General features: G+C 72.1%; 19 protein-coding genes. 15 read left to right on the forward strand and 4 right to left on the reverse strand.

From position 1 onward, the window contains the following. Positions 1–10 precede the first annotated feature (10 nt). The 8 genes from ACNNMR_RS41700 to ACNNMR_RS41735 are packed head-to-tail and all read left to right on the forward strand — an operon-like array spanning position 11 to position 10,060. Complete coding sequence (locus ACNNMR_RS41700; RefSeq protein ID WP_419999960.1) at positions 11–1,537, forward strand: S10 family peptidase; 1,527 nt, start codon at positions 11–13, stop codon at positions 1,535–1,537. Further along, positions 1,530–2,549 (forward strand): dipeptidase, encoded by a 1,020-nt coding sequence (locus tag ACNNMR_RS41705; protein WP_419999961.1) that lies wholly within the window; start codon positions 1,530–1,532, stop codon positions 2,547–2,549. Before ACNNMR_RS41700 ends, ACNNMR_RS41705 begins: the two co-directional genes overlap by 8 nt. Beyond that, a complete protein-coding gene (locus ACNNMR_RS41710) occupies positions 2,542–3,435 on the forward strand; it encodes an alpha/beta fold hydrolase (protein WP_419999962.1) in 894 nt (297 codons plus the stop codon). The genes ACNNMR_RS41705 and ACNNMR_RS41710 overlap by 8 nt, the downstream gene beginning before the upstream one ends. After that, positions 3,432–5,321: a S9 family peptidase gene (locus ACNNMR_RS41715; protein WP_419999963.1), complete on the forward strand. Its 1,890-nt coding sequence runs from the start codon at positions 3,432–3,434 to the stop codon at positions 5,319–5,321. The genes ACNNMR_RS41710 and ACNNMR_RS41715 overlap by 4 nt, the downstream gene beginning before the upstream one ends. A gap of 9 nt (positions 5,322–5,330) precedes the next feature. Then, positions 5,331–6,380: a dipeptidase gene (locus tag ACNNMR_RS41720; protein WP_419999964.1), complete on the forward strand. Its 1,050-nt coding sequence runs from the start codon at positions 5,331–5,333 to the stop codon at positions 6,378–6,380. 10 nt (positions 6,381–6,390) lie between these two features. Next, positions 6,391–7,086 carry a precorrin-6A/cobalt-precorrin-6A reductase gene (locus ACNNMR_RS41725; protein WP_419999965.1) on the forward strand — a complete coding sequence of 232 codons (696 nt, stop codon included), beginning with the start codon at positions 6,391–6,393 and terminating at the stop codon, positions 7,084–7,086. Beyond that, entirely contained in the window at positions 7,083–8,645 is a 1,563-nt protein-coding gene (locus ACNNMR_RS41730) for a GMC family oxidoreductase (protein ID WP_419999966.1), read from the forward strand. The genes ACNNMR_RS41725 and ACNNMR_RS41730 overlap by 4 nt, the downstream gene beginning before the upstream one ends. 14 nt (positions 8,646–8,659) lie before the next feature. Next, positions 8,660–10,060, forward strand: coding sequence for an aldehyde dehydrogenase family protein (locus ACNNMR_RS41735; RefSeq protein WP_419999967.1), 1,401 nt, complete (start codon positions 8,660–8,662; stop codon positions 10,058–10,060). 9 nt (positions 10,061–10,069) lie between these two features. Here the strand turns inward: ACNNMR_RS41735 and ACNNMR_RS41740 are convergent, their stop codons facing one another. Next, a complete protein-coding gene (locus ACNNMR_RS41740) occupies positions 10,070–11,554 on the reverse strand; it encodes an alpha/beta hydrolase (protein ID WP_419999968.1) in 1,485 nt (494 codons plus the stop codon). Positions 11,555–11,568: 14 nt separating this feature from the next. Beyond that, entirely contained in the window at positions 11,569–13,527 is a 1,959-nt protein-coding gene (locus ACNNMR_RS41745; RefSeq protein ID WP_419999969.1) for an amidohydrolase family protein, read from the reverse strand. A gap of 98 nt (positions 13,528–13,625) precedes the next feature. On the opposite strand from ACNNMR_RS41745, the gene ACNNMR_RS41750 reads away from it, so the two are divergent. From ACNNMR_RS41750 to ACNNMR_RS41760, 3 genes are all read left to right on the forward strand, one after another. Then, entirely contained in the window at positions 13,626–15,347 is a 1,722-nt protein-coding gene (locus ACNNMR_RS41750; RefSeq protein ID WP_419999970.1) for a thiamine pyrophosphate-binding protein, read from the forward strand. Positions 15,348–15,350: 3 nt separating this feature from the next. Continuing rightward, positions 15,351–16,349 carry a dipeptidase gene (locus tag ACNNMR_RS41755; RefSeq protein ID WP_419999971.1) on the forward strand — a complete coding sequence of 333 codons (999 nt, stop codon included), beginning with the start codon at positions 15,351–15,353 and terminating at the stop codon, positions 16,347–16,349. 158 nt (positions 16,350–16,507) lie between these two features. After that, positions 16,508–18,040, forward strand: coding sequence for an amidohydrolase family protein (locus tag ACNNMR_RS41760; RefSeq protein ID WP_419999972.1), 1,533 nt, complete (start codon positions 16,508–16,510; stop codon positions 18,038–18,040). 50 nt (positions 18,041–18,090) lie between these two features. On the opposite strand, the gene ACNNMR_RS41765 is transcribed toward ACNNMR_RS41760, so the two are convergent. Beyond that, on the reverse strand, positions 18,091–19,476 hold the full coding sequence (locus tag ACNNMR_RS41765; protein WP_419999973.1) for an NAD(P)-binding domain-containing protein: 1,386 nt from the start codon (positions 19,474–19,476) through the stop codon (positions 18,091–18,093). Positions 19,477–19,601: 125 nt separating this feature from the next. Between ACNNMR_RS41765 and ACNNMR_RS41770 the strand changes: the two genes are divergently transcribed. After that, positions 19,602–20,021, forward strand: coding sequence for an arsenate reductase ArsC (locus ACNNMR_RS41770; protein WP_419999974.1), 420 nt, complete (start codon positions 19,602–19,604; stop codon positions 20,019–20,021). Here the strand turns inward: ACNNMR_RS41770 and ACNNMR_RS41775 are convergent. Continuing rightward, on the reverse strand, positions 20,010–22,388 hold the full coding sequence (locus ACNNMR_RS41775) for a LuxR C-terminal-related transcriptional regulator (RefSeq protein WP_419999975.1): 2,379 nt from the start codon (positions 22,386–22,388) through the stop codon (positions 20,010–20,012). The genes ACNNMR_RS41770 and ACNNMR_RS41775 overlap by 12 nt on opposite strands. Positions 22,389–22,617: 229 nt before the next feature. Between ACNNMR_RS41775 and ACNNMR_RS41780 the strand changes: the two genes are divergently transcribed. From ACNNMR_RS41780 to ACNNMR_RS41790, 3 genes are read left to right on the forward strand one after another with little or no spacing between them, the layout of a single operon-like run. Then, positions 22,618–24,210, forward strand: coding sequence for an ABC transporter substrate-binding protein (locus ACNNMR_RS41780; protein ID WP_419999976.1), 1,593 nt, complete (start codon positions 22,618–22,620; stop codon positions 24,208–24,210). Positions 24,211–24,239: 29 nt separating this feature from the next. Next, a complete protein-coding gene (locus ACNNMR_RS41785) occupies positions 24,240–25,205 on the forward strand; it encodes an ABC transporter permease (protein WP_420000652.1) in 966 nt (321 codons plus the stop codon). Next, positions 25,198–26,067, forward strand: a complete 870-nt coding sequence (locus ACNNMR_RS41790; RefSeq protein ID WP_419999977.1) for an ABC transporter permease — start codon at positions 25,198–25,200, stop codon at positions 26,065–26,067. Before ACNNMR_RS41785 ends, ACNNMR_RS41790 begins: the two co-directional genes overlap by 8 nt. The last annotated feature ends 29 nt before the right edge of the window (positions 26,068–26,096 follow it).

Consider the following 26,096-nt stretch of genomic DNA (forward strand, 5'->3'; position numbering starts at 1 on the left):
AGACCGTCACGTGAGCGACGACGCACAGAAGACCAAGGCCGACTACGAGCCGCCGCGCGGTGCCTCGACCACCGGGACGTGGAACGACATCACCTACACGGCGACCGCCGACTGGTTCGTGCTCCGAAAAAAGGAGAAGCCCACCGCCGAGGTCTTCTCGGTCGCCTACCTCGCCCAGGACGCCGCGCCCGACCGGCCGGTGACCTTCGTCTTCAACGGCGGGCCCGGCGCGGGCTCCGCGTATCTGCACCTCGGGGTCGTCGGGCCGCAGCGGGTCCGCTTCCCGGCGGACGGCACCATACCGAAGCTGCCGCCGCAGCTGGAGCACAACGAGGACTCCTGGCTGGCCTTCACCGACATCGTGCTCATCGACCCCGTCGGCACCGGCTTCAGCCGGGTCATCGAGCCGGAGGACGCCAAGAACGGGGCCAAGGACGGTACGGACAAGCAGAAGGATGACGCAGGGCACGACCCGCACCAGTACTTCGGCACGGTCCGCGACCTGGAGGCGATGTGCGAGTTCATCAGCGGCTGGCTGTCGCAGCACCGCCGCTGGGGCGCGCCGCTGTTCGTCGCGGGTGAGAGCTACGGCGGCTACCGGGCCGGGCGGCTGACCCGCATGCTGCAGGAGCAGCCCGGCGTCGGCCTGAACGGCGTCATCCTCATCTCGCCCGCGCTCGAACCCGCCTTCCTCGCCACCGCGATGGGCTGGGGCGACTACGCCGTCGAGCCCTGGATCGACATCCTGCCGACCATGGCCGCCACCGCCGCGCACCATGGCCGCTCGCGCGCCTTCAAAGCCGAGGACCCGCTCGAAGACGTCCTGAGCGCCGCCGAGGAGTTTGCCACCGGCGACTACGCCACCTTCCTGACCCGCGGCGCCGCCATGCCGGCCGACGAACGCGACCGGGTGATCAACCGGTACGCGGACCTCACCGGGCTCGACCCGCAGCTGGTCCGGCGGGCCGAAGGCCGCGTCCGCGTCCACCGGTTCAAGAAGGAGCTGCTGCGCGACGAGGGCACGGTCGTCGGCGCGTACGACGGGACGATCAAGGCGCCCGACCCCTTCCCCGACCGGGACCCGTACGAGGGCGCCGACCCGACGCTGACCGCGATCTACTCCGTGTACACGGCGGCGGTCAACCGGCACCTGCGGACGGAGATCGGCCTCGACACCCACCGCGAGTACAAGCTCCTGGCCACCGACGTCATCATGAACTGGAAGAACGACGAGGCCCAGCTCTACCTCCAGGGCTGCCCCGGCGCCGTCGACGACTTCCGCTACGGCATGGCGATGAGCCCGCACACCAGGGCGTTCATCACCCACGGCTGGTACGACATGATGACGCCTTACTACACGAGCGACCGCATGCGGAACCTGATGCGGCTCGACGAGAGCGTCGCCGACCGCCTCACCGTGCGCCACTTCGGCGGCGGCCACATGTTCTACGCCTGGCAGGAGAGCCGCCAGGCCTTCTCCGCCGCCATCGCCGCATTCGTCGCCGACTCGACCCCGGCCGGGGGCAGCGATGATTAACAGCTACGTCGGCGGCGTCATCTACGACGTCATGGCGCACCACGCGATGCCCGGCAATCGCGCCGAGGTGCTGCGCGATACGTACATCCCGCGCTGGAAGGCGGGAAAGCTGGACGCCGCCGTGGTGCAGATCTCCAACTGGCGCGCGGCCGGCATGTACTTCGCCGAGATCGCCCGCTCCGAAGGCGAGATCACCTACTGCACGACCCGCGCCGACTTCGACAACCGCCCGGAGGGATCCTTCGGCCTCTTCCTCTCCCTGGAGGGCCACGGCGAGCTCGCCGGCGACCTGGAGGCGCTGTACACCCTCGACGAGCTCGGCGTCACCACGTTCACGTTCTCGCACAACCTGCAGAACCTGCTCTGCACCGGCAGCAACGAGCGCTTCGGCGAAGGCGGCTTCAGCCACCTCGGCAAGCAGACCCTCAAGGAGTTGGAACACACCTCCCTGATGGTCGACCTGGTGCACATGTCCCGCGCGTCCTTCTGGGACGCCCTCGACCTCTACGACGGCGACCTCTTCGTCTCCCACTCCAACGCCGACGCCCTCTGCCCGCACCCGCGCAACCTCACCGACGACCAGATCAAGGCGGTCGCCGAACGCAATGGCGTGATCGGCCTCAACACCTTCCGCGGCTATGTCTCACCCGACCCCATGAAGGCCACGCTCTCCGACCTCCTCGACCACGCCATCCACCTGTACGACCTCGTCGGCCCCGAGCACATGAGCATCGGCGCCGACTACTGTGAGTCCCCGGTGGAGATGCTGGTGCCGATCCTCGACATGGTCGACCCGGAGGGCGCCCACGGCATCAAGGGCCGGGCCCGCGAGCTGTACGAATTCGGGCCCGACGGCATCGAGGACGCCGGGCATCTCGGCGCCCTCGCCGACGGCCTCGCGAAGCGCGGGCTGACCCCGGACGAGATCGACCTGATCTGCGGCGAGTCGTATCTGCGCATGCTCGACCGCGCCCGCCCGGCCAAGGCGCAGCCGGCGGTGCGGCATGGCTGACGGCTGGACGTACGACCTCGTGCCGCAGCCCGACGGCCGGCAGACCGAAATCCTCACCTACGGCACCGGCACCGCCGGCACGCTGCTCAACCACTCCGGCACCCCCGGCGGCCTGGTGCCCAGAAAGCCCTTCGCGGACGTCTGCGATGCTCACGGGTTGCGCTATGTCATGGCCGCCCGGCCTGGTTACGGCAAGAGCTCACCCCGCCCCGGCCGGGTGATGGCCGACATCGCCGACGACATCGCCCAGGTGCTGGACCACCTCGGCGTCGACACCTTCCTCTCCATGGGCGCCTCGGGCGGCGGCGGCAACGTCCTCGGCTGCGCCGCCCTGCTCCCCGACCGCTGCCGGGCCGCCGCCGCGATCGTCAGCCCGGCGCCCATCGACGCGGCGGGTCTCGACTACTACGCGGGCATGGGCCCGGAGAACGTCGAGGAGTGGAAGCTCGCCGAGCAGGGCCGGGCCGCGGTCGAGCCCTGGCTGGTGAAGACCGTGGCCAAGTGGGGCGACATCACCGCCGCCGACTTCGTCGACCAGTACCGGGGCGCGCTGCCGCCGGTCGACCAGGAGCTGTGCACCACCGAGTTCGGCGAGATCTTCATGGCGAGCCTCAAGAAGGCGGTCTCGACCGGCATCGAGGGCTGGCTGGAGGACGACCTGGCGCTGGTCACCCCGTGGGGCTACGACCTCGGCGCGATCACCGTCCCCGTCACCGTATGGACCGGAAAGCTCGACCTGATGGTCAGCTACGAGCACTCGGTCTGGCTGGCGCGCGCCATCCCGGGCGCCGACCTGCATGTCATCGCGGACCACGGCCACTTGAGCGTTCAGCAGGCCTATCTGCCGGACATCGTCGCCGACCTGCTGCGGAAGGGAAAGCCATGACGACCGTCGCCCCCCTCATCCCGATCGCGGACTTCTTCACAAGCCCGGCCGCCACCGGCGGGTCCATCTCGCCGGACGGCACGAAGATCGCGTACCTGGCGCCCGAAAAGGGCCGGCTGAACGTCTGGATCCGCGGCCTCGACACCGAGGACGCGGTGTGCGTCACGCACGACCACCACCGCGACGTGCACAGCTACCACTGGACCGATGACCCGCGCTGGCTGCTGTACACCCAGGACGGCGACGGCGACGAGAACTGGCACGTCCTGCGCGTCGACCTGGAGCACCCGGACGCCCCCGCGGTCGACCTCACCCCGGGCCCCCAGGTCCGTACGCTGGACTTCTGGCAGCCCGCCGGCCTGCCCGGCACCCTCGTCGCGGTGCTGAACCAGCGCCGCATCGACCAGTTCGACGTGCACCGCATCGACATCGCGACCGGCGAGGGCACCGTGATGGCCGAGAATCCGGGCCATGTCGACGGCTGGCACTGCGGCCGCGGCGGCGAGCTCTTCGCGACGGTGGTCACGCGGGGCAGCCATGAGATCCACGCCTGGGACCCGGCCACCGGCAGCACCCGGCAGATCATCGCGTACGACGGCAGCGACCTGCCCATGGGACTCACCCCGACCACCGTCACCCCGGACGGCACCGGCCTCTGGGTCGGCTCGAACCGCAACAGCGACCTCTTCCGCCTGGTCCGGCTCGACGCCGAGACGGGCGCGGAGACGGCCGTCGACAGCCATCCCGCGTACGAGATCGACGCCCGCGGCAGCGTCAACTCGATGTTCCCCCAGCCCCTCATCCACAGCGCGCGCACCGGCGAGCTCCTCGCCGTCCGCTATCTGGGGGCCCGGCAGGTCATCCATCCGCTCGACCCGCACTTCGCCGAGGTGTACGAGAGGCTGTCCGCGCTCTCCGACGGCGACCTCGCCTTCGTGTCGTCGGACAAGACGGAGCGCCGCTGGGTGGTCAGCTTCACCCACGACACGGTGCCCGGCGTCACGTACTACTACGACCACGAGACCGGCGAGAGCCGCGAGCTGTTCCGCCCGTACCCGCACCTGGACCCGGCCGCGCTGGCCGAGAAGCGGCCGGTCTCCTTCACCTCGCGCGACGGGCTGACGGTGCACGGGTATCTGACCCTGCCGCTCGGCGTCGAGCCGGCCGGGCTGCCGCTGGTGCTGGTGGTGCACGGCGGCCCGTGGTTCCGGGACGGGCCTGGTTACGAGCCGCGGGTGCAGCACCTCGCCAACCGCGGCTACGCCGTGCTGCAGGTGAACATGCGCGGCTCCGCCGGTTACGGCAAGGCCTTCACCCGCGCCTCGCTGCACGAGTTCGCGGGCAAGATGCACGACGACCTCATCGACGCCGTCGACTGGGCGGTCAAGGAGGGCTACGCCGACCGGGACCGCGTCGGCATCTTCGGCGGCTCGTACGGCGGCTACTCGGCGCTGGTGGCCGTCACCTTCACCCCGGACGTCTTCGCCGCGTCCGTCGACGTGTGCGGCATCTCCAACATGGCGAACTTCATGCGCACGCTGCCGCCCTTCGCCCAGGGCCAGATCGGCAACAACTGGTTCACCTACGTCGGCGACCCCGCCATCCCGGAGGAGGAGGCCGACATGCTGGCCCGCTCGCCGATCACGCGGGTGGACCAGGTCCGTACGCCACTGATGGTGGTCCAGGGATCCAACGACGTGCGCGTGGTGCAGGAGGAGTCCGACCTGATGGTCGAGGCGGTACGGGCCCGCGGGGTCGAAGTCGAGTATGTGGTCAAGCCCGACGAGGGCCACCGCATCCAGAACCCGGAGAACCTCATCGACATCCACCGGGTGCTGGAGCGCTTCCTCGCCCGGCACCTGGGCGGCCGGCAGACCGAGAGTTAGGCGTACGCGATGACAGCAGCAGCGACAGCACTGCACGACGAGGCCCTGGTGGCCGATCTGCACAACGACCTGATCCTGCTGGTCGATCACTTCGACCGGCGCGGGCGTACGGACTACTTCGGCGACTTCTGGCTTCCGGAGCTGAGGGCCGGCGGGGTGAACGTCCAGGTGCTGCCGGTGTACATAGACGAGCAGTTCCAGTCCGAGGGCGCGCTGCGCAGGACGCTGCTGCTCATTGAGCGCATCCACCGGCTGGCCGAGCAGTATCCGGAGCACCTCGCCGTCTGCCGCACCGGCGCCGACGTCGGGCGGGCCACCGCCGCAGGGCAGGTCGCGCTCGTCATCGCCCTCGAAGGCGCGCACGCCATCGGCCAGGACCCGGAGCTGATCAGCACCATGGCCCGGGTCGGCGTGCGCGTGGCGTCCCTCGCGCACCTGGGCCGCACCATGCTCGCCGACGGCAGCGCCCTGGACGACTCGGCGTGCGGCGGCCTCACCCCGCAGGGTGTCGAGGTGCTGGCGGAGATGGAGCGGCTGGGCGTCGTCTTCGACCTCAGCCACCTCGGCCTCGCCGGCGTCGAGGACGTCCTGGAACACGCCCGCCGCCCGCTGCTGGCGACCCACTCCGCCTGCCGCGCGGTCACCGACATCCACCGCAACCTGACCGACGAGCAGATCAAGGGCGTCGCCGGACTCGGCGGAGTGATCGGCGTGGCGGCCGCCATCCCGCCCTTCATCGACCCGGGCCGGCCCACCGCCGCCCGGGTGGTGGACCACATCGAACACCTGGCATCGGTCGCCTCGATCGACGCCATCGCCCTCGGCCCCGACTTCGTCGACGACTACTTCCAGGAGGTCTTCGGCGGCTGGCCCGACCTCGGGCTGGGTCAGGTGGGGGACGGCGGGGACATCCGGCGGCCTTCCGATCTGCCCAGGATCACGGAGGAGATGGCGCATCGCGGCTTCTCCGGCGCGGACATCAAGAAGGTGCTCGGCGGCAATGCCATGCGGGTGCTCAGCGAGGTGATGGGGGTGCCGCCGGGCGAGGGCGGGCCGTAGCGTGCGGCCGTTGATCGTCGGGTCGACGCGGCTGGCCGATGAATTGGTGATGGCGCTGGAGTACGGCGACCAGGACTATGTCCGGCTCGACGACCCTGAACGCGTCGTGGACTTCTCGGCACCGGCGTTCCGCGCCAACGCCGTGATCAACGCCGCGGAGCCGTACGCCGAGGAGCTGTCCGCCACCGTCGCGGCGGCCTGCGCCCAGGCGCGGCTGCCGCTGCTGCGCGCGACGCCGCCGTCATTCGCGCGCCTCGCCGGAGCGTCGCGCTGGCAGTGGGTCGACTCCTTCGACGCCGCCCGGGATGCGGCCGCGGGCTTCCCCGGCGCCGTGCTGACCGCCCTCAGCCCCCTGCGGCTGGCCGAGCGGCTCGGCGACCTGGGCGGCCGCTCGGCGGGCGTGCACCGGCGGCGGCTGCCCGCCGAGCCGCCGCTGCCCGGCTGGGCGAGGGAGCCGACGCGCAGCCGGTACGGGCTGAGCGGCGCCCTCGCGGCGATAGCCGAACACCGCGCCCGGCTCCTGGTCGCGGCCGACTCCGGCGATGACGACGTCGGCTGCTTTCTGCGGGCGGCCGAGCGGCGCGACCTGGACGTGGTCATCGTGCGGCGGCCGGACGGGGGCGAGGCGGTGTCGGACGCGGCGGCCGCCTTCGCGTGGCTCAACGGCCTGCACCACATCAACTCTGGCGGAAGGGCGGACATATGAGGCAGGCAGGCTGGGATGTCATCGTCGTCGGCGCGGGCTCGGCGGGCGCCGCGCTCGCGGCCCGTACGGCGGCGAAGGGCGCGCGGGTGCTGCTGCTGGAAGCCGGTCCCGACTATCGGTCGGCGGAGATGAACGAGGTCTGGCGCTCGCCCAATCCGCGGCTCGCGCTGCTGGACGCCGCGGCGAGCGAGGACCTCATCTGGCAGGGGGTGAACGCCGCGCGGACGGACAAGCAGCAGCAGGACCTGTACTGGCGCGGCCGCGGCGCCGGCGGCAGCTCGGCCGTCAACGGGCAGATCGCGATCCGGCCGCCGATGGCGGACTACGAGGAGTGGGAGCGGCTCGGCTGCACCGGCTGGGGCCCCGACGACGTGCTGCCGTACTTCGCCCGGCTGGAGGACGACGAGCTGTACGGCGACGACCCGTACCACGGCCGCGGCGGGCCGATCCCCGTCCACCGGATGCCGCAGGACGCCTGGGGCGGCGTCGACAAGGCCCTGGCGCAGGCCTGCCGGGCGGCGGGATACGGCTGGGCGGCGGACGTCAACGCGCCGCGGGGGAGCGGGGTGTCCCCGTACCCGATCAACTCGCGCGCCGGGCGCCGCGTGACGGTCAACGACGGCTATCTGGAGTGGGCGCGCGACCTGGACACCCTGACCGTACGCGGGGATGTCCTGGTCGACCGGGTGGTTTTCGACGGCGACCGGGCGGTCGGGGTGCGGATGACGGCCGGCGGAGACTCGCTCACCGAGCACGCCGACACGATCGTCCTCAGCGCCGGGGTCATCCACTCCCCGGCGATCCTGATGCGCTCCGGCCTCGGCCCCGCCGGGCACCTGCGTGAGCTGGGCATTGACGTACGCCACGACCTCCCGGTCGGGCAGGGGATGCAGGACCACCCGCTCGCCCTCATCGCCCTCCCGCTGACCGAGGAGGCTGGCAGCAAGTCGCCGCACGACCGGCACACCAACGTCTGCGTCCGCTGGACCAGCGGCCCAGGGGCGCCGGAGAACGACATGATGTTCGTGGCCCTCAACGAGAACGTGCTGGCCATGGGCGCCGCCACGCCGGGCGCCCGGATCGGCTGCTACGGCGTCTGGCTCAACCGCAACTACTCGCGGGGCACGCTGACCCTCACCTCCGCCGACCCCGCCGACCAGCCGCTCGTACGGGAACGGATGCTCTCCGACCCGCAGGACCTCGCCCGCATGCGCACGGGCGTCCGGGCGCTGGCCGAGCTCGCCGGCGGGCCGGAGACCGCGGCGGTCACGACCGGTTCGCCGCGGGAGGCGAACCCGGAGCTGTTCGCCGCGCTGGACCGCGACAGTGAGCTGGACGACCACCTCCTCACCACGGTCGTGGACGCCCAGCACGGCACCAGCACCTGCCGGATGGGCCGGGCCGACGATCCGGCGACGGTCGTGGACAGCGGCTGCCGGGTCCTGGGCGTGGACGGGCTGCGGGTGGTCGACGCGTCGGTCTTCCCGTTCGTGCCCCGCGCCAACACCAACCTCGCCGCGATCATGGCCGGCGAGCTGATGGCCGACCGCCTCATCTGAAGGGATGTGCCCTCGTGCAGACCGTGAAGAACCTGATCGGCGGCGGCTGGCAGGACACCGCAGGCGACACGCTGCTGGACGTCGTCGACCCGGCGACGGAGAAGGTCATCGCCCGCGCGCCCGCAGGCACTGCGGAGGACGTGGACCGGGCGGTGGCGGCCGCCGCGGCGGCACAGCCCGCCTGGGCGGCGCTGCCGGTCGCGGAGCGGGTGGCGCGGATCGGGGCGTGGGCGGACCGTATCGTCGGCCGTGCGGACGAGCTCGCCGAGCTGGAGCGGCAGGAGATGGGCAAGCCGGCCGGCCTCGGCAAGGCCTTCATCGAGGGCGGCGCGGCCGGGCTGAAGCAAGCCGCGGAGCGGGCGCTGACGTACCCCTTCGAGGAGACGCACGAGCATCCGGGCGGGGTGACCCGGATCGTGCGGCATCCGCTCGGCGTCACGGCGGTGATCACCCCCTGGAACTTCCCGAGCACGGTCCTGCTGGGCGCCCTGGGCCCGCTGCTGGTCGCGGGCAACACCGTCGTCGTCAAACCCTCCGAGCGTTCACCGCTCTCCGCCGTGCGGCTGTGCGAACTGCTGACGCTGCCACCCGGCGTGGTGAACCTGGTCCTGGGCGACGCCCGCGCCGGCGCGCCGCTCGCCGGGCATGACGGCATTCAACTGGTGCACTTCACCGGCTCGGTCGCGGCCGGCCGCGCCGTCGGCGCCGCAGCCGGCGGCCGGCTGCACCGGGCGATGCTCGAACTCGGCGGCAAAGACGCCGTGGTGGTCGACGCGGGCGTGGACGTGCGGGCGACGGCGGCGGAGGTGGCGCTCGGGTCCTTCCTCAACAGCGGCCAGATCTGCACCTCCATGGAGCGGATCTATGTCCATCAGGACATCGCCGAGGAGTTCACCGACGCCCTGGTCGAGGCGGCCGGCCCGTACGCCCCCGGGGAGACGCTCGGTCCGCTGGTCGACGCGCGGCAGCGGGACATCGTCCGCGGGCACGTCGCCGACGCGGTCGAGCGCGGCGCCAAGATCCGTACCGGCGGGGAGGAACCGCCGGGCAAGGGCTACTACTACCCGCCGACGGTGCTCACCGGCGTCGACGAGGCGATGCTGGTGATGTCCGAGGAGACCTTCGGACCGATCGCGCCGGTCGCCGTAGTGGCCGACTTCGGGGAAGGCCTGGAGCGCGCCGCCGACTCCCGTTACGGCCTCGCCGCGACGGTCTACACGAACGACCCGGACCACATCGCCGCGGCCGCACGGCTTCCGGCGGGCATCGTCTGGATCAACGAATGGCGCGGCGGCAGCCCGGAGATGGTCTTCGAACCGGCCGGCGACAGCGGCCTGGGGGCAACGGGCGCGAACGCCGCATACGATGCGGCGACGCGCCCGGCCTCGGTCAACATCGCCGGCCGGTCCGGCTGAACGACGAGGTCAGCCGGCGGGGCAGCGCGTGTCGTCGGACGGCATGACGCCCTTGACGAGGAAGCGCGTGGTGGTGGCCAGCGCGCAGGAGTTGCCGCCGAGTACGTAGACCCCGTGCCCGCTGCCGTCGACGCTGAGGAGGCGGCTGCGGTGCTCGAACTTCCGCCGCAGCAGTTCCGCGCCGCGATGCGGGGTCGGCACGTCGTTGCGGTTGTTGACGATCAGTACGTTCCGCGGGCCGTGGTCGTTGACCGGGACCGGCGGCTCGGCCGGGGCGTGCTTCCAGTACGCGCAGGGGATGATGTTGGCGGCCGCGGCGCCGAAGAGCGGGTAGCGGATGCGGTCCTTGGCGACTGCGCGACGGTATGTGTCGACGTTCTCCGGCCACTCGACGTCGTTGCAGGTCACGGAGAGGAATACGGACAGGAAGTTGTCGTTCGGCGACGGCGCGCTCGCGATTGCGGCCGGGGCCGGCGACCGCAGCGACTGCCACTGCTCGGCCAGCTTCGCGTACTGCCGCGCCGAATAGAGGCCGCCGAAGGTGAGGAGCCGGAAGAGGCCGCCGTCGATCCCTGCCGCGGGCTCCTTGTCGAGCCGCCCGGCGATGCTGAAGTACGTCTGGCGCACCTGCGCGGGAGTGGCGCCGAGCCCATAGGTATCGTGCCGCGCTGCCGCCCACTTCGCGAAGTCGGGGAACGTGTCCTCCATCCCGAGGGCGAAGCGGCGCAGGCCGTCGCGGTCGAGGTGGGTGTCGCCGATGTTGCTGTCGAGCACGATCCGGTCGGACCGCCCGGGGAACATCGACGCGTAGGCCGCGCCCAGCGCCGAGCCGTAGGAATAGCCGAGGAAGCTGGTCCGCTTCTCGCCGAGCGCGGCCCGGATGCGGTCCAGGTCGCGGGCCATGTTCGCGGTCGTCAGATGGCGGAGCCGGTCATCGCGGTCAGCGCCCGCACACCGCTCGGCCACCTCCTTGACGATCTTCGCCTGCGCGGTGACCGCCGCGTCGTCGACCGCGTACGGCGGGACGTTGGCGTAGTACGCGTCATCTTCCTTGAAGCCGCACGAGACCTTTCCCGAGTGCCCGACGCCGCGGGTGTCCATGCCGATGATGTCGTACCGGTCGGTGACATCGGCCGGCAGACCCTGCTTCACCAGCAGCGCGGAGAGCGTGAGTCCGGAGCCGCCGGGGCCGCCCGGATTGAGCATGAGGATGCCGCGGCGCTTCGCCGGGTTCGTACTGGCCAGCCGGGAGATCGTCAGGTCGAAACGGTCGCCCTTGGGCTTGGCGTAATCCTTCGGTACGGGCACGGTCGCGCAGTCCAGCTCCGTCGGCGCGGCTTCGGCCACGACGTCCTCGGGGCACGGGCCCCACTGCGGCTGGGCCGCCTGCCGGTCGGCGGTGGCCGCCGCGGCGGCCGCCGGGACGGGCGCGGCTCCGAGGCCCAGCAGGGCGGCTAAGGCCACGCCCGCGCCAATGACGCGCTGTCGTTTCATGTCCAGCCTCCTGATCAGGTGATGCGGCGGTTGACGACTTCCTCCATGGGGGCGGTCCGGGTGTACGCGTCGAGCTCGTCGCCGCCGCTCATCCGGACCCGGGCGTCGGTGGTGTGCTGCAGCAGCTCACCGTCGAGGCGCGTGAGGGTGCCCGGCACCGGGGCCAGGCCGTTCGCCAGGCTGGTGGAGAGCGTGAGGACCGGCAGTTCGCCGCTGGCGGGGGCGTGCCGGGCGGCGGCCAGCGCGGCGGGTACGCCGAGGTCGGCTCCGGGGTGGAGCGGCCCGGGGAGCCCGGCGTCCAGCCGCGAGCCGTCCAGGGCCGTCGATTGGACGGCGTACCCGGCGCCGTCGGTGCGCCGCGCGACCGCGGACTCGACGCCCTCGGGACGGCGCCGCTCGACCGCCGCCGAGACCAGCCGCCCCTCGGTGTCGATGACGGCGGTACGCGTCTCCGTACGGCCGCGGCTCACCACCTGCTCCCGCCAGGTGGTCGCGCCGTCGGCGGCGGGGCTCGCGGACACCCGCGTGACCGCGTCCGTGAGCCCGAAGTTGGTCCGCTCGTAATCGCCGATGAGGCGCTCAGCGGGACCGAGTGCGCGCAGTCGCTCGCGGTCCGGCTCGGCGTGCAGCAGCGCCGCCGCCTCCGCCAGCAGGCCGTCCAGTTGCGCGCGCTCCAGGACGGCCCCGCCGACGACGACCGCGGCCGGATCCCGCAGCGCGGCGACCGAAGCCGCGGGGTCGCCGGTGACCGCGACCAGATCCGCGGCGCAGCCGGCGGCGATCCGGCCGCGGTCTTCCAGCCCCAGGTAGTCGGCCGCGCCCCGGGTGGCCATCGCCAGCACCTCGGCGGCCGTATATCCCGCCTCGACGAGCAACTCCATCTCCTCGACCAGGGAGGAGCCGTGGAAGACGAACGCATTGTGGGCGTCCGTCCCGACCAGGACCCGGGCGCCGGCGTCCCGCAGCGCCGCGGTGATCCGCTGCCCGCGCCGGTGGAAGAGACCGGCGGCGTATTGCAGCTCCTCGGCCGACAGCGCCTGGAAGCGGAAGTCATGCTCCGGCAGCCAGGTCCTGGCCGTTACGGGATCGACGTAGCGCAGCCGCGGCTCGGACAGGTCCCGGTCGCCCAGCACGCGGTCGAAGACGATGAGGGTGGGGCAGGAGGTGATGTCCTCGGCGGCGATCCGCTGCGCCAGATCGGTGAGCCTCGCGCCATCGAGGTCCGTGGCCGCCTCCGCCGCCTCGGGGGAAAAGCGGTTGCGCCCGCGGCCGTAGCTGAACCCCTGGGCGTAGAAGGCGTCCAGGCGCTTCTGGGCGGCCGGGCGCAAGGTGCCGTACTCGTAGTTGTTGAGGTGCTCGAACCCGGTCTGGCCGCGGTCGATCGCCTCGTGGACGGTGAGTGACTGGGGGCAGTGCCCGACCAGCGGGAGGCCGGTTTCCCGGCAGGCCTCGCCCAGGCCCCGCAGGGCGTCGGGGGAGAGCCACTGGTACGCCTTGACCTGCTGATAGCCCATGTCGGCCCAGCGGCTGACGGCCGCGTGCGCGGCGGCGCGGTCCGCTATCAGGGCGGAGTCCGGCCACACCGTCGTCCCCGGGGCGCCGCGCCCGTCCGCCATGGGCGAGCTGGTGACGAGGTACGGACCCGGCTCGCGGCCCTCGGCGACCAGTTGCCGCCACCGCAGGTGCCAGGGCTTGCCGCGCATGTTGCGTACGGTCGTGACGCCGTGCGCGAGGTTGAGGAGCAGATCCGCGCGTTCATCGACATGCGTGTGGCAGTCGGCCAGACCCGGGAGGAGCGTACGGTCCCGCCAGTCGAGGACGGGGCCCGCGGCCGCCCGGTGCCGCGCGCGCGGTTCCACGCGGCTGATCCGGCCGTCGGCGACGGTGATCGCCTGATCGCGGAGGATGCCCCGGCCGGTCATGGTGATGACGGTCCCGGCGAGGATGGTGGTGGGCGCTTCATGGTCCTTCAACGGGCCTCCAGAACAGAGGTGTTCATGCCATCGAGCCCATCACGTTAACAGCATTACGACCTATTGGAATAGGTCGTAATGTGCCTTAGTCTCTGGCCATGTTCACCGTCGCGCACGCCGTCGCCGCCTTCCTGGCCCGATCCGGCGTACGGCGGATCTACGGCCTCACCGGCAGCCACATCAAGCCGCTGTGGCATGAGGCGACGCGCGCCGGACTGCGGGTGATCGACGTACGACACGAGGCGGCGGCCGTGCACATGGCGCAGGCGGACGCAGAGCTCACCGGTGAACTGGCGGTCGCGACCGTGACCGCGGGCCCCGGCCTCGCCAACGCGGTCCCCGGCATCGCCGCCGCCCACCAGGCGCGGGTGCCCGTGCTGATCCTCTCCGCGCTCCCGCCCAGCGCCCAACTCGGCCTGGGGGCGCTGGAGGAGCTCGAACAGGCCGGACTCGTACGGTCGATCACGCGGCTGGCCGGCACCGTACGCCACCCGCGCCAGCTGCTCCCCTTACTGCGGGCCGCCTTCGAAGCCGCGGTGGGTGCCGAGGGGCCGCCGGGTCCGGCCTTTCTGGACTTCCCCACGGATGTGCTGCGTGGGGCTACGACGTGGAGCCGGGCCGAGCAGATCAGCGGCGCGCCGCGCGTACCGGAGCCGTACGAGCCCCGGCCGGAGGCGATCGACGCCGCGGCCGCGGCCATCCGCACGAGCCGGCGACCCGTGGTGATCAGCGGCCGCGGGGCCAGAGCCGCGCGGCCGGAGCTGAGCCGATTCCTGGCGGCCAGCGGTGCGCTGTACCTCGACACCCCGGAGAGCAGAGGGCTCGTACCCGACGACCACCCCGCCTACGTGCCCGCGATGCGCTCGGCCGCCATGGGCGGCGCCGACACGGTCATCACGGTCGGCCGCCGCCTGGACTTCGCCCTCGGCTACGGATCGAACGCCGCGTTCCCCGCCGCCACCACCTTCGTCCGGATCGGCCGCCACGGGGAGGAACTCACCGCCAACCGCGTCGGCGATGTGCGGGTCAGAGCCGATCCCGGCCGGGCACTCGACCTTCTCGCGGCGGCCACCCCGGCTGCCGCGGACACCGCCTGGCGGAACGACCTGCGAGACCGCAACGCCCGGCGCCGCAAGCGCTGGGCCGACCGCGCCCGCGCCGAGCCCACCGGCCCGGACGGCGCCATCCACCCGAACGCGCTGATCGGCGCGATCAACGAGACGCTCGCGGACGCGACTCGCGCCCCGATCCTCATCGCCGACGGCGGCGACACCCTCTCCTTCGCCCGCGTCGGACTCACCCCACCGCCCCGCCTGGACACCGGCACCTTCGGCCTGCTCGGCGTCGGCGTCCCCTTCGCCATCACCGCCTCCCTGCTGCACCCCGACCGCACCGTCCTCGCGCTCATCGGCGACGGAGCCTTCGGCTTCAACGCGATGGAGCTCGACACGGCCCGCCGCACCGGCGCCAAACCGGTCTTCGTGATCTCCAACAACAGCGCCTGGAACATCGAGCGCCTCGACCACGTCGCCAACTACGCGGCGAACCCCCGCTTCAACACCGAACTCCCCGGCTGCCGCTACGACCAACTGGCCGCCGCCCTCGGCCTGCACGCCCGGCGGGTCACCGCCCTCGACGACCTCGCCCCCGCCCTGCGCGAGGCCATCGCGCACGCACCCTCCCTCATCGATGTCCGCACCAGCGGCGAGATCCCTTCGCCCGACTTCACCGCGGGTCTCGCCGACCTCCCCGACCTGCATGTCGTACGGGGCTGGGACGAGGCCGAGCGGGCCCTCCGTACCGGACAGGAAGAAGGCTGAACGATGCTCAACATCTACGTAGGCCCGGCCATCGGCAATGTGATCACCCGGCACGCCACCGAGGGCCGTACGGCACAGGTGCTGCGCGACCACCACCTTCCGCGGTGGCGGGAAGGCGGCCTGACCGGCGGCGTCCTGCAGATCTCCGACTGGGCGACGCTCGGCATGGTGCTCTCGGAGATCCACCGCTCGGAGGGCGAGCTGACGCTCGTCACCACCCGCGCCGAATACGAGAACCGGCCGCCGGGCTCCTTCGCCGTCCTGCTGTCGATCGAGGGCTATTCACCGGCGTTCGCGGGCGAACTCGACGCCCTCCACATCTTCGCGCGGCTGGGCTGCACCGCCTTCACGTTCTCGCACAACATGCAGAACCTGCTCTGCACCGGCGCCAACGAACGCCTCGGCGACGGCGGCTTCACCCACCTGGGCAAAGCCACGCTCCGGGAGCTCGAGACCCTGCCCATGCTGGTCGACCTGGTCCACACCTCACGCGCCTCATTCTGGGACGCCCTCGACCTCTACCAGGGCGACATCCTCGTCTCCCACTCCAACGCCGACGCGGTCCGCCCGCACCCCCGCAACCTGACCGACGACCAGATCAAAGCGGTGGCGGCACGCAGCGGCGTCATCGGCCTGAACAGCTGCCGGGAGTACGTAAGCGAGGACGCCCTCACCGCGACGCTGTCCGACCTCCTCGACCACGCCATGCACATGTACGACCTGGTCGGCCCCGACCACATCGCGATCGGCGCCGACTACTGGGAAGGCCCGGCGGAAGTGCTGGCTACGGTGATGAAGTCCGTAGACCCCGACGGCTCCCACGGCCTTCGCGACACCGGCGCGCAGATCTACGGCCGCGGCCCCGACGGCATCGAGGACACCAGCCAACTCGGCAAGCTCCCGACCGGCCTCGCGGAACGCGGCCTGACTCCGGATGAGATCGCGCAGATCTGCGGCGGCAACTACCTCCGGCTGCTGGAACGAACCCGCGCCACTGGGTAGCGGCTCGGGGTCCAGGGCGGCGGCGTGCGCGCGCAGAGGTGGTGCCAGGTGCACCCCCGATCCGCCGCCCAGCCGCACTGCACTGCGCGCCGGGCCGCGGAAGAGTTGCGTACGCACCGCCCCGTGACAGCAGATCCAGGCCACCGGAGGTCCGTACGATGATCAACCGCCGCCAACTCCTCGGCACCGCAGGCGCCGTCGCCGGAGCCGCCCTCGTCGGCGGGCCCGCAGGCGCCGGCGCTCACGCCGCCGACCGGTCGCGGGGGAGCGGCCAGGGCCGCCGCCCGCTCGCGCTCACGCACGCCACCGTCGTTGACGGGGCGCGCACGCACGCGGACCGCACCATCCTTATCGCGGGCGACCGCGTCGTTACTGTCGAGCCCTCCGCCGCCGTGCCGGCGGGCGCCCGCGTCGTGGACGTACGCGGCAAGTACGTGATCCCCGGCCTTGTCGAGGCGCATGTGCACACCTCCGGGCCCGAGGAGATCATGGCGCCGCTCTTCCCGCTCACCGGAGTCACCGCCGTGCGCGAGATGTGGGGCCAGCCGGTGCACCACGAGTGGCGGCGGAAGGTCGACACCGGGCGGCTGCTCGGGCCGCGCTGGGTGATCGCGAGCCCGATTCTCGACGGGCCGCCGACGCTGTTCACCAACGACACCGGCGGCGAGGTGATCGAGGTGACCGACGAGGCCTCGGCGCGCCGCGCCGTGCGCCGGGTGGCGCGGGAGGGCGCGGACTTCGTCAAGGTCTACTCGCGGCTGTCCCGCCGCGCGCACGCCGCGATCGCGGACGAGGCGCGGCGGCGCGGCCTCCGTATCGCCGGGCACTGCCCGGACGCGCTCACCATCGCCGAGTGCGCCGACGCGGGCCAGCAGAGCATCGAGCACCTGCACGCGCTGCTGCTCGCCACCGCCACCCCGGCCGCGGAGCGGGAGATCCGGCGCGGGCTCGCGCGGGTGCGGCTCGACCCGCGGGAGCCGTCCAGCCTGGAGCGCTACAACGCCTGGTTCCGGCAGGTGCACGTCCTCGAATACGAGGCGGTGCGGCACTACGACCGCGACCGCGCCCGCGAACTCTTCGACCGGCTCGCCGCGCGCGGCACCCGGGTCGTACCGACGCTCTCGGTCCACCACAGCCTGGAGCGCCCGGAGGAGCTGCCTACAGGGGAGGAGGAGTGGAAGTACCTCCCGGACTGGATGGTGGGGGAGTGGCCCGGCACCTGGAAGACCTTGACCGCGAACCGCACCTCGCGCGACGCCGCCATGATCCGCCGCATCTACGCCCACCGCCTGCACCTGGTCGAGGAGTTGCACCGCAGCGGCGTGCCGCTCCTGGCGGGCACGGACACCGGCACCGGCTACCTGGTCCCCGGCTTCTCCCTGCACGGCGAACTGGAGCTCCTGGCCGAGGCGGGCCTGCCCGCACGCGACGTACTGGATGCCGCGACCACCGCTCCCGCCCGCATGCTCGGCCTCCCGGAACACCGCGCCGATCTCGTCGTCCTGGACGCCAACCCCCTGGCGGACATCCGTAACACCCGCCGCATCGACTCGGTCGTCACGGCCGGCCGGTACCTCGGCCGCGAAGACCGGAAGCGCGAACTGGCCGCCGTGGCCCGAGCCGCCGCCGAAAGCCAGCCGCCGGCGGGCCCCGCGGCCGCCGCCGCGCGGTCACCGCGACGCTGCTGCTGACCTGCCCCGGTGCCGAGGGCGAGCAGCGGCCGGACGGACTTGGGGTGGGGTCAGCACCCGCCGCCGGTGCCACAGCTGTTGCCCTCCGCGGTGACCGGGGCGCCGAGCTGCACCAGCTGGGGCGTGGGGGTGCAACAGCCGCCACCGTCCGCCTCCGCCTGCCCCGCCTCCGCATCGTCGAAGAGCCCGGCGCCGCCGCACACCCCGGTCTCGGGGAGGGTGAGTTCGACGCGCTCGGCGGCCTCGCGGTCGCCCGCGAGGGCGGCGGCGATGGAGCGGACCTGCTCGTAGCCGGTGAGGGCGAGGAAGGTCGGGGCGCGGCCGTAGGACTTCATGCCGGCGAGGTAGACGTCCTGCTCGGGGTGGGAGAGCTCCTTGACGCCGTGCGGGTAGACGGTGCCGCAGGAGTGGACGTTGGGGTCGATCAGCGGGGCGAGGGCGACGGGAGCCTGCAGCCGCTCGTCCAGGCCGAGGCGGAGCTCGCCCAGGAAGGACAGGTCCGGGCGGAAGCCGGTGAGGGCGATGACCTCGTCCACGGGCGCCAGCCTGCGCCCGTCCTCGGCGACCAGCACGACCCGCTCGCCGTCCTGCTCGACGGCGCCCGTACGGAAGCCGGTGACCGCGTCCGCGTACCCCTCGTCCACGGCCGCCTTCGCCCGCAGCCCGAGCGCCCCGCGGGCGGGCAGCTGGTCGGCCTCGCCGCCGCCGAAGGTGCTGCCGCCGATGCCGCGGCGCAGGATCCAGGTGGTGTGTGTGCCGGGTGCGTCCTTGGCCAGGTCCGCGAGGTAGGCGAGGGCGGTGAAGGCGGAGGCGCCGGAGCCGACGACGGCGGTGCGCTTTCCGGCGTAACGGGAGCGTACGGCGGGGTCCTTGAGGTCGGGCACGCGGTACGAGATCCGCGCGGCGGCGGCCTTCTCCCCCAGCGCCGGCAGCCCGCTGCCGCCGACCGGGGAGGGCGCTGTCCAGGTGCCGGAGGCGTCGATCACCGCACGTGCGGCGATCCGCTCCTCGCGCCCGTCCGCATGCTCGACGTGCACGGTGAACGGCTGCGCCTCCCGCCCGGCGTCGACGACGAGGTCCCGCCCCGCGCGGGTGACGCCGGTGACCCGGGCGCCGAACCGCACCCTGCCGCCCAGGACATCGGCCAGCGGCCGCAGATACTGCCCGGCCCAGTCACCACCGCTCGGATACGCGCTGCCCTCGGGCCGCACCCAGCCGGTCGGCGCCAGCAGCTTCTCCGCCGCCGGATCGACGACCTCACGCCACGGCGAGAACAGCCGCACATGCGCCCACTCCCGCACGGCACTCCCCGCTGTGGCCCCGGCTTCCAGGACCAGCGGCTCGATCTCACGCTCAAGCAGATGTGCGGCGGCGGCCAGGCCGACGGGGCCGGCGCCGATGACTACGACGGGGAGCTGTTGCTGGTCGCTGCTCATGGGCGGCGTATCCTCGATTCCACGGCGTAATTCGATTCCTGTCTATGTCTTGTGACCTCAGCCTGCCACCCACTTAGATGAGCGTCAACATAGACATCCGTCGAAATGGAAGGTCGCGATGTCAAATGCCTGACCAGCCCTCGGTCCTGTTCGTGTGCGTACACAACGCCGGGCGCTCGCAGATGGCCGCCGCATGGCTCACCCACCTCGCCGGCGATCGGGTCGAGGTCCGCTCCGCCGGTTCCGCCCCGGCCGGCGCCGTCAACCCGGCCGTGGTCGAGGCCATGCGGGAGGTGGGCATCGACATCGCCGCCGAGACCCCGAAGATCCTCACCGTGGACGCGGTCAAGGCCTCCGATGTGTGCATCACCATGGGCTGCGGTGACGCCTGCCCGGTCTTCCCGGGCAAGCGTTACCTGGACTGGAAGCTCGACGACCCGGCGGGCCAGGGCGTCGCCGCCGTACGGCCCATCCGGGACGAGATCAAGGCCCGGGTCGAGAGGCTGATCGCCGAGATCGCGCCGGTCGGCCGCTCAGGACCCTAGCGGCAGGTGCGACGTCGCCAGCGTCGCGATCTGCGTGCGGGAGGCGTAGCCGAGCTTGCCGCGGATGTGTTCCACGTGGGAGTCCACCGTCCGCTTCGAGATGGTCAGGCGCTCCGCGATGCGGCGGTTGGACAGGCCCTCGGCGACCAGCGCCGCGATCTCCCGCTCCCGTACGGTCAGCGCCGCCCAGCCGCCGCGCGCGCCCCCGGAGCGCTCCTTGCCCGAGGCCGTACGGGGATCGCTGATGGCGCGGTCCACGGCCTCCTGTATCGGGAGCGCGGCGCCCGTGGCGTACAGCTCCTCGAAGCGGCGCTTGCCGAGGGCGGTGCGCGAGGCGGCCACCGCCGCGTCGTGGGCCTGGTGCATGGCGGGGATGCCGAGGCGCGGATCGTGGAATCTCTCCCACAGCCGGTCCGCCGCGCCGAGCAGCGGCGCCGCCCGCTTGTGGCGGCCCTCGGCGGCGGCGATCCAGCCGAAGGTGTCGATGGAGAAGGCGATGCCCTGGGCATGGTCGATCTCCATGCACATCGAGAGCGCCGAGCGCAGCACGTCCGCGGATTCGTCGTGGCGGCCGAGGCCCCACAGCGCGGCGCCGCGGATCCAGCCGACCCAGCCCGACACCCAGCGCTCCTCCAGCGGCTCCAGGATCGGCTGGGTCTCCTCGAAGGTGGCCAGGGTCTTGTCGTATTCGCCGGCGCAGAGGTACGAGCCGCACATCGTGCCCAGCATCCAGGCCTCGCCGCCGCGCTCGCCGAGGCCCGAGAGCCGCTCGCGGGCGTCGCCCAGGTGCTCCAGCGCGAGGTCGAGTTCGCCGGTGAGGGTGTGCGCGAGGCCCTGGTTGAAGACCACGTACGCGGCGTCCACCCGCCCGCCGCCGCCCTCGTCCGCCGCGTCCCGTGACTGCTGCGTGAGCTCAAGGCCGCGCTCGTGCGCGCCCGACATCAGGCTGAGATGGCCGGCGACCCGCAGCGCCGTCACCCGGGCAGGATGCGGTCCCGGGCAGTGGGTGAGCAGCCGCTCGAGCCAATAGCGCCCCTCGTCCGTACGCCCTTGGCACAGCCACAGCCCCCACAGCGCCGACGCCAGCCGCAGGCCCGTCGCGGCCTCGCCCGGCTCGGTGCAGCAGAACTCCAGCGCCGAGCGCAGGCTCGCCCGCTCCCGCCAGGCCGCCCGCATCCATGCCACCTGGTCGCCGGTCAGCCAGCGGGAGTCGAACTCCTCGGCCAGTGCGAGGCAGTGGTCGCGGTGCCGGGTGCGGTATTCGAGCTCAGCGCCGCTCTCCGCGAGCCGTTCCCTGCCGTACTCGCGGATCGTGTCGAGCATGCGATAGCGGGCGTCGCTGCCGTCGCCCTCGTCGTCGAGGCGGAGCACGATCGCCTTGTCCACCAGGCCGATCAGGCACTCAAGGATCTCCTCGGCGGGCAGCCGCGGCCCCGAGCAGACCTCTTCGGCGGCGGTCAGCTCGAACTCGCCCGCGAAGACCGACAGCCGGATCCAGAGCAGCTGCTCCTGGTCACTGCACAGGCCGTGGCTCCAGTCGATGGCGGTGCGCAGGGTCTGGTGCCGGGGGAGGACGCCGCGGCTGCCGCCGGAGAGCAGCCGGAAGCGGTCGTCGAGGCGGGAGAGGAGCTGTTCCAGGGACAGCGCCCTCAGGCGTACGGCCGCGAGCTCGATGGCCAGCGGGATGCCGTCGAGGCGGTGGCACAGCCGGGCGACCAGGTCGCGGTTGGCGTCGGTGAGGCCGAAGCCGCGGACCACGGCGGCCGCGCGCTCGGCGAAGAGCAGCATGGCGTCGGAGGGTTCGGCGCCGGGCAGCGCGTCCTCGTCGGGGTCGATCACGGGCAGCGGCATCACCTGCAGGACATGCTCGCCGGGCGCGTCCAGCGGCTGCCGGCTGGTGGTCAGTACCCGTACCTGCGGGCAATAGCGCAGCACGGACTGCACGAACACCGCGCAGGCGTCGACGAGATGCTCGCAGGTGTCCAGGACGAGGAGCACCTGCTTGCGGCCGAAGTAGCCGATGAGCGTCTCCAGCATGGTGCGCGTGGTGCGCTCGGACTGCTCCGGCAGCTGCACGGCCGCGGCGACCGCATTGGCCAGCAGCTCCGGGTCGCGCAGCTCGGACAGCTCCACGAAGTACACGCCGTCGGGGCAGTATTCGCGCGTCCGCCGCGCGGTGCTCAGGGCGAGCCGGGTCTTGCCGACGCCGCCCGCGCCCATCAGCGTCACCAGGCGCCCCTGCCCTAAGGCGGTCCGCACCTCGGCCAGTTCGGCTTCCCGGCCGATGAGGCGGGTCAGCTCGGCGGGCAGGCCGGCGCCTGCGTCCAGGTCGTGGGCGGACTGCGCCTGCGGTACGAAGGCGTCCATGGCTCCCCTTGGTCGGCGGGACCCGGCGGTACGAGTCCGGGGCACACTCTAGGTATCCAGGCGGCTGCGTGGCGTAGGGCTACGCGAGGTGTTCCCTTGTGACCGCCTGGGATCGATTTGGGATCGATCAAGGTCGTGCTGTGCACACCCCCGTGATCCGGAGCGCCGTCATGCTGTTTAATTGCCAGCGCTTTGCAATAACAGTCGATCTTCAACAGGGGTGTGGAGTATGTCGGCCCGGCGCGCACGGACGCTGATAACAGGCGCGGTCCTCGGCTCGGTGGCGGTGGGCGCCGCAGCCTGCTCCGACCCGTCAAAACCGGGCGCGAACGGGGCAAAGGACTCGGCCGTCGTCGGCGTCGCCTACGAGCCCGACACCCTCAGCCCGCTCCTCGGCTACGGCAAGGACGGCAACTCCAAGATCTTCGACGGCCTGCTCACCCGCGACGCGGACATGAAGCTCAAGCCGGCCCTCGCCGCCGAGCTGCCGAAGGTCACCGACGACGGCAAGACCTACACGTACTCCCTCCGCAAGGGCGTGAAGTTCTCCGACGGCAAGCCCTTCACCGCCGACGACGTCGTCTTCACGTACGACACCATCCTGGACAAGAAGACGAACAACGCGTCCAAGGGCGAACTGGACGCGATCAAGGACGTCCAGGCGAAAGACGACCACACGGTGGTCTTCCAGCTGAAGTACCCGTACGCCCCCTTCGCCGACCGCACCGTGCTGCCGATCACCCCGGAGCACGTCGCCGCCAAGAGCGACGTGAACACCGGCGCGTTCAACACCAAGCCGGTCGGCACCGGCCCGTATGTCCTCGCCAACTGGCGCAAGGGCGAAAAGCTCACCTTCAAGGCCAACCCGCGCTACTGGGGCCCGAAGCCGAAGGTCAAGAAGCTGACGATGGCGATCATCATGGACGACGACGTCCGCGCCACCCGCCTGCGCTCCGGCGACCTCGACGGCGCCATCCTCCCCCCGAACCTGTCGAAGACCTTCAAGGGCGAGCAGGGCCTGAAGACCCTCGCGGCCGAGACCGCCGACCACCGCACGGTCACCCTGCCCACCGCGGGCCCGGTCACCGGCGACAAGGCGGTCCGCCGCGCCCTGGACACCGGCGTCGACCGCGACGCGATGGTGAAGAACATCCTCGACGGCGCCGGGCACGCCGCGTACGGCCCGATCCCGACGGCCAGCGACTGGTTCGCCAAGGGCACCGAGCGCGCCCACGACCCCGCCCGCGCCAAGAAGATCCTCACCGACGCGGGCTGGAAGCCCGGCGAGGGCGGCATCCGCAGCAAGGACGGCGAGCGCGCCGCCTTCAAGATCTGGTACGTCGCCGGCGACAAGCTCCGCCAGCAGCACGCCCTGGCGTTCGCCGCCGACGCCAAGAAGCTCGGCATCGACGTGAAGGTGGAGAGCGGCACCTGGGAGGTCATCACACCGCGGATGAAGCACAACGCGGTGCTCGCGGGCGGCGGCAGCCCGGCCGACCCGGACTTCGACCTGTACGCGATGCTGCACTCGTCGCTGGCGGGCCAGGAGTTCAACAACATGGCCCACTACGACAACCCGGCCGTCGACAAGGCCCTGATCACCGGGCGCGAGAGCGGGGACCGCGACACCCGTAAGAAGGCGTACGACACCGTCCAGCGCGAGCTGGCCAAGGATCCCGGCTACATCTTCCTCACCCACATCGACCACCTGTACGTGATCGGCGACGACTGGAAGGGCCTCACCACCCAGACCGAGCCGCACGACCACGGTTACGGCACCGGGCCGTGGTGGAACGCCGAGAGCTGGCAGCCCAAGTCGTGACCGCGGCCCGCACCCTGCCGGTCATGGCAATGGCGCGGATGGCCGGGCGCCGCCTGCTCTACGCGGCGCCCGTCCTGGTCGCCGTCACCTTCGGCGTCTTCGCCATCGCCGCGGCCTCGCCCTTCGATCCGGTCCGCGCGTACGCCGGTACCGCCGGCATGACCGCCTCCAAGGAAGCCCTCGCCGACCTGCGCGCCAACCTCGGCGTCGACGATCCCTTCGCGCAGCGCTGGTGGGACTGGCTGACCTCGGCGCTCTCCGGCGACCTGGGGGAGTCCAGCAGCATGCGGCAGCCGGTCGCCACCGTGATCGGCGAACGGATCGGCTGGACCGTGCTGCTGTGCGCCCTCGCCTTCGTCTTCGCGCTGGTGGTGGGCACGCTGCTGGGCGTGCTCGCGGCCAGACGGCGGGGTGGCATGTTCGACCGGGCGGTGTCGTCCGTGGCGTACGGGCTCGAGGCGGCGCCGCCGTTCTGGCTCGGCCTGCTCGCCGTTTGGTTCTTCGCCCTGCAGCTCGACGTGCTCCCGGCGGGCGGCCTCACGGACGCCGGCACGGATGCCGTGACCTTCGGGCAAGTGGCGGGCCACATCCTGCTGCCCGCCGCGGTGCTGGCCGTCTCCCAGCTGCCGTGGTTCGTCCTGTACGTCCGCCAGGGCGTCGGCGACGCCCTCGACGAGGACCCGGTCCGCGGGGCGAAGGCCCGCGGTCTGGCCCCGCGGACGGTGCTCTTCGGGCATGCGCTGCGGTCCGGGCTGCTGCCCGTACTCACGCTCATCGGCACCCGCATCCCGGAACTCATCACCGGCGCCCTGCTGATCGAGACCGTCTTCAGCTGGCCGGGCATCGCGGCGGCCACCGTCGAGGCGGCCACCGCGGTCGACTTTCCGCTGCTTGCCGCCCTGACCGTGCTGGGGACGGCGGCGGTGCTGATCGGGAATCTGGTGTCCGATCTGCTGTACGGGCTGGCCGATCCGAGAGTGGGATTCGATGGCTGAGGCGACCATCTGGCGCACGCGTGGCGCCAAGCAGCGCAGCACCCGCACCTGGCGGATACGCATCTCCGCCGCCCTCGTCGGCCTGGTCGTCCTCGCCGTGCTGCTCGTCCCGCCGCTGGTCCAGCTGGACCAGCAGGCGGTCGACATCGCGGCCAAGCTCCAGCCGCCGTCCCTGGCGCACCCCTTCGGCACCGACGAGGTCGGCCGCGACGTCCTCGTCCGCAGCGTGTACGGGCTGCGCGTCTCGCTCCTCGTCGGCGTCGTCGCCGCGCTGGTCTCGACCGTTCTCGGTACGGCCATCGGCGCGCTGGCCGGTGCCCTCGGCGGCCGCGCCGACCGGCTGGTGATGCGGGTGGTGGACACCTTCTCCGCGGTGCCGCATCTGCTGCTGGGCATCTTCATTGTGGCGATGTTCCGGCCCGGGGTGTGGCCGGTCGTGATCTCCGTGGGCCTGACGCACTGGGTGTCCACGGCCCGTATCGTCCGGGCGGAGGTGCTGTCGCTGCGCGGCCGCCCCTTCATCGACGCGGCCATCTCCGGCGGCGCGTCCCGACGGCGGCTCGCTGTACGGCACTTCATCCCGGGGGTGCTGCCGCAGGCGGCGCTCGCCGCGGTGCTCATGATCCCGCATGCGATCTGGCACGAGAGCGCGCTGTCGTTCCTCGGCCTCGGGCTCCCGAACCACACCGCCAGCCTGGGCGCGATGGTGAACAGCGCCCGTGGCGCGCTGCTTGCCGGCGACTGGTGGCCGGTGGCGTTCCCCGGCCTGTTCATCGTGATTCCCACGCTGGCCGTGGCCGGGCTCGCCGGCGCCTGGCGCGAGCGCCTCAACCCACGCCGCCGATCGGAGCTGATGCTGTGACCCCGGTGCTCTCCGTACGCAACCTGTCG

Origin of the sequence: Streptomyces boninensis (assembly GCF_048572725.1) — a bacterium.
Lineage (GTDB): Bacteria > Actinomycetota > Actinomycetes > Streptomycetales > Streptomycetaceae > Streptomyces > Streptomyces boninensis.

What these genes read in the sequence shown, in the direction of transcription:
- ACNNMR_RS41705 (WP_419999961.1), top strand. Translation starts at nt 1,530, where the DNA reads ATGATTAACAGCTACGTCGGCGGCGTCATCTACGACGTCATGGCGCAC.
- ACNNMR_RS41710 (WP_419999962.1), top strand. Translation starts at nt 2,542, where the DNA reads ATGGCTGACGGCTGGACGTACGACCTCGTGCCGCAGCCCGACGGCCGG.
- ACNNMR_RS41715 (WP_419999963.1), top strand. Translation starts at nt 3,432, where the DNA reads ATGACGACCGTCGCCCCCCTCATCCCGATCGCGGACTTCTTCACAAGC.
- ACNNMR_RS41720 (WP_419999964.1), top strand. Translation starts at nt 5,331, where the DNA reads ATGACAGCAGCAGCGACAGCACTGCACGACGAGGCCCTGGTGGCCGAT.
- ACNNMR_RS41730 (WP_419999966.1), top strand. Translation starts at nt 7,083, where the DNA reads ATGAGGCAGGCAGGCTGGGATGTCATCGTCGTCGGCGCGGGCTCGGCG.
- ACNNMR_RS41740 (WP_419999968.1), bottom strand. Translation starts at nt 11,554, where the DNA reads ATGAAACGACAGCGCGTCATTGGCGCGGGCGTGGCCTTAGCCGCCCTG.
- ACNNMR_RS41750 (WP_419999970.1), top strand. Translation starts at nt 13,626, where the DNA reads ATGTTCACCGTCGCGCACGCCGTCGCCGCCTTCCTGGCCCGATCCGGC.
- ACNNMR_RS41755 (WP_419999971.1), top strand. Translation starts at nt 15,351, where the DNA reads ATGCTCAACATCTACGTAGGCCCGGCCATCGGCAATGTGATCACCCGG.
- ACNNMR_RS41760 (WP_419999972.1), top strand. Translation starts at nt 16,508, where the DNA reads ATGATCAACCGCCGCCAACTCCTCGGCACCGCAGGCGCCGTCGCCGGA.
- ACNNMR_RS41765 (WP_419999973.1), bottom strand. Translation starts at nt 19,476, where the DNA reads ATGAGCAGCGACCAGCAACAGCTCCCCGTCGTAGTCATCGGCGCCGGC.
- ACNNMR_RS41770 (WP_419999974.1), top strand. Translation starts at nt 19,602, where the DNA reads ATGCCTGACCAGCCCTCGGTCCTGTTCGTGTGCGTACACAACGCCGGG.
- ACNNMR_RS41775 (WP_419999975.1), bottom strand. Translation starts at nt 22,388, where the DNA reads ATGGACGCCTTCGTACCGCAGGCGCAGTCCGCCCACGACCTGGACGCA.
- ACNNMR_RS41780 (WP_419999976.1), top strand. Translation starts at nt 22,618, where the DNA reads ATGTCGGCCCGGCGCGCACGGACGCTGATAACAGGCGCGGTCCTCGGC.
- ACNNMR_RS41785 (WP_420000652.1), top strand. Translation starts at nt 24,240, where the DNA reads ATGGCGCGGATGGCCGGGCGCCGCCTGCTCTACGCGGCGCCCGTCCTG.
- ACNNMR_RS41790 (WP_419999977.1), top strand. Translation starts at nt 25,198, where the DNA reads ATGGCTGAGGCGACCATCTGGCGCACGCGTGGCGCCAAGCAGCGCAGC.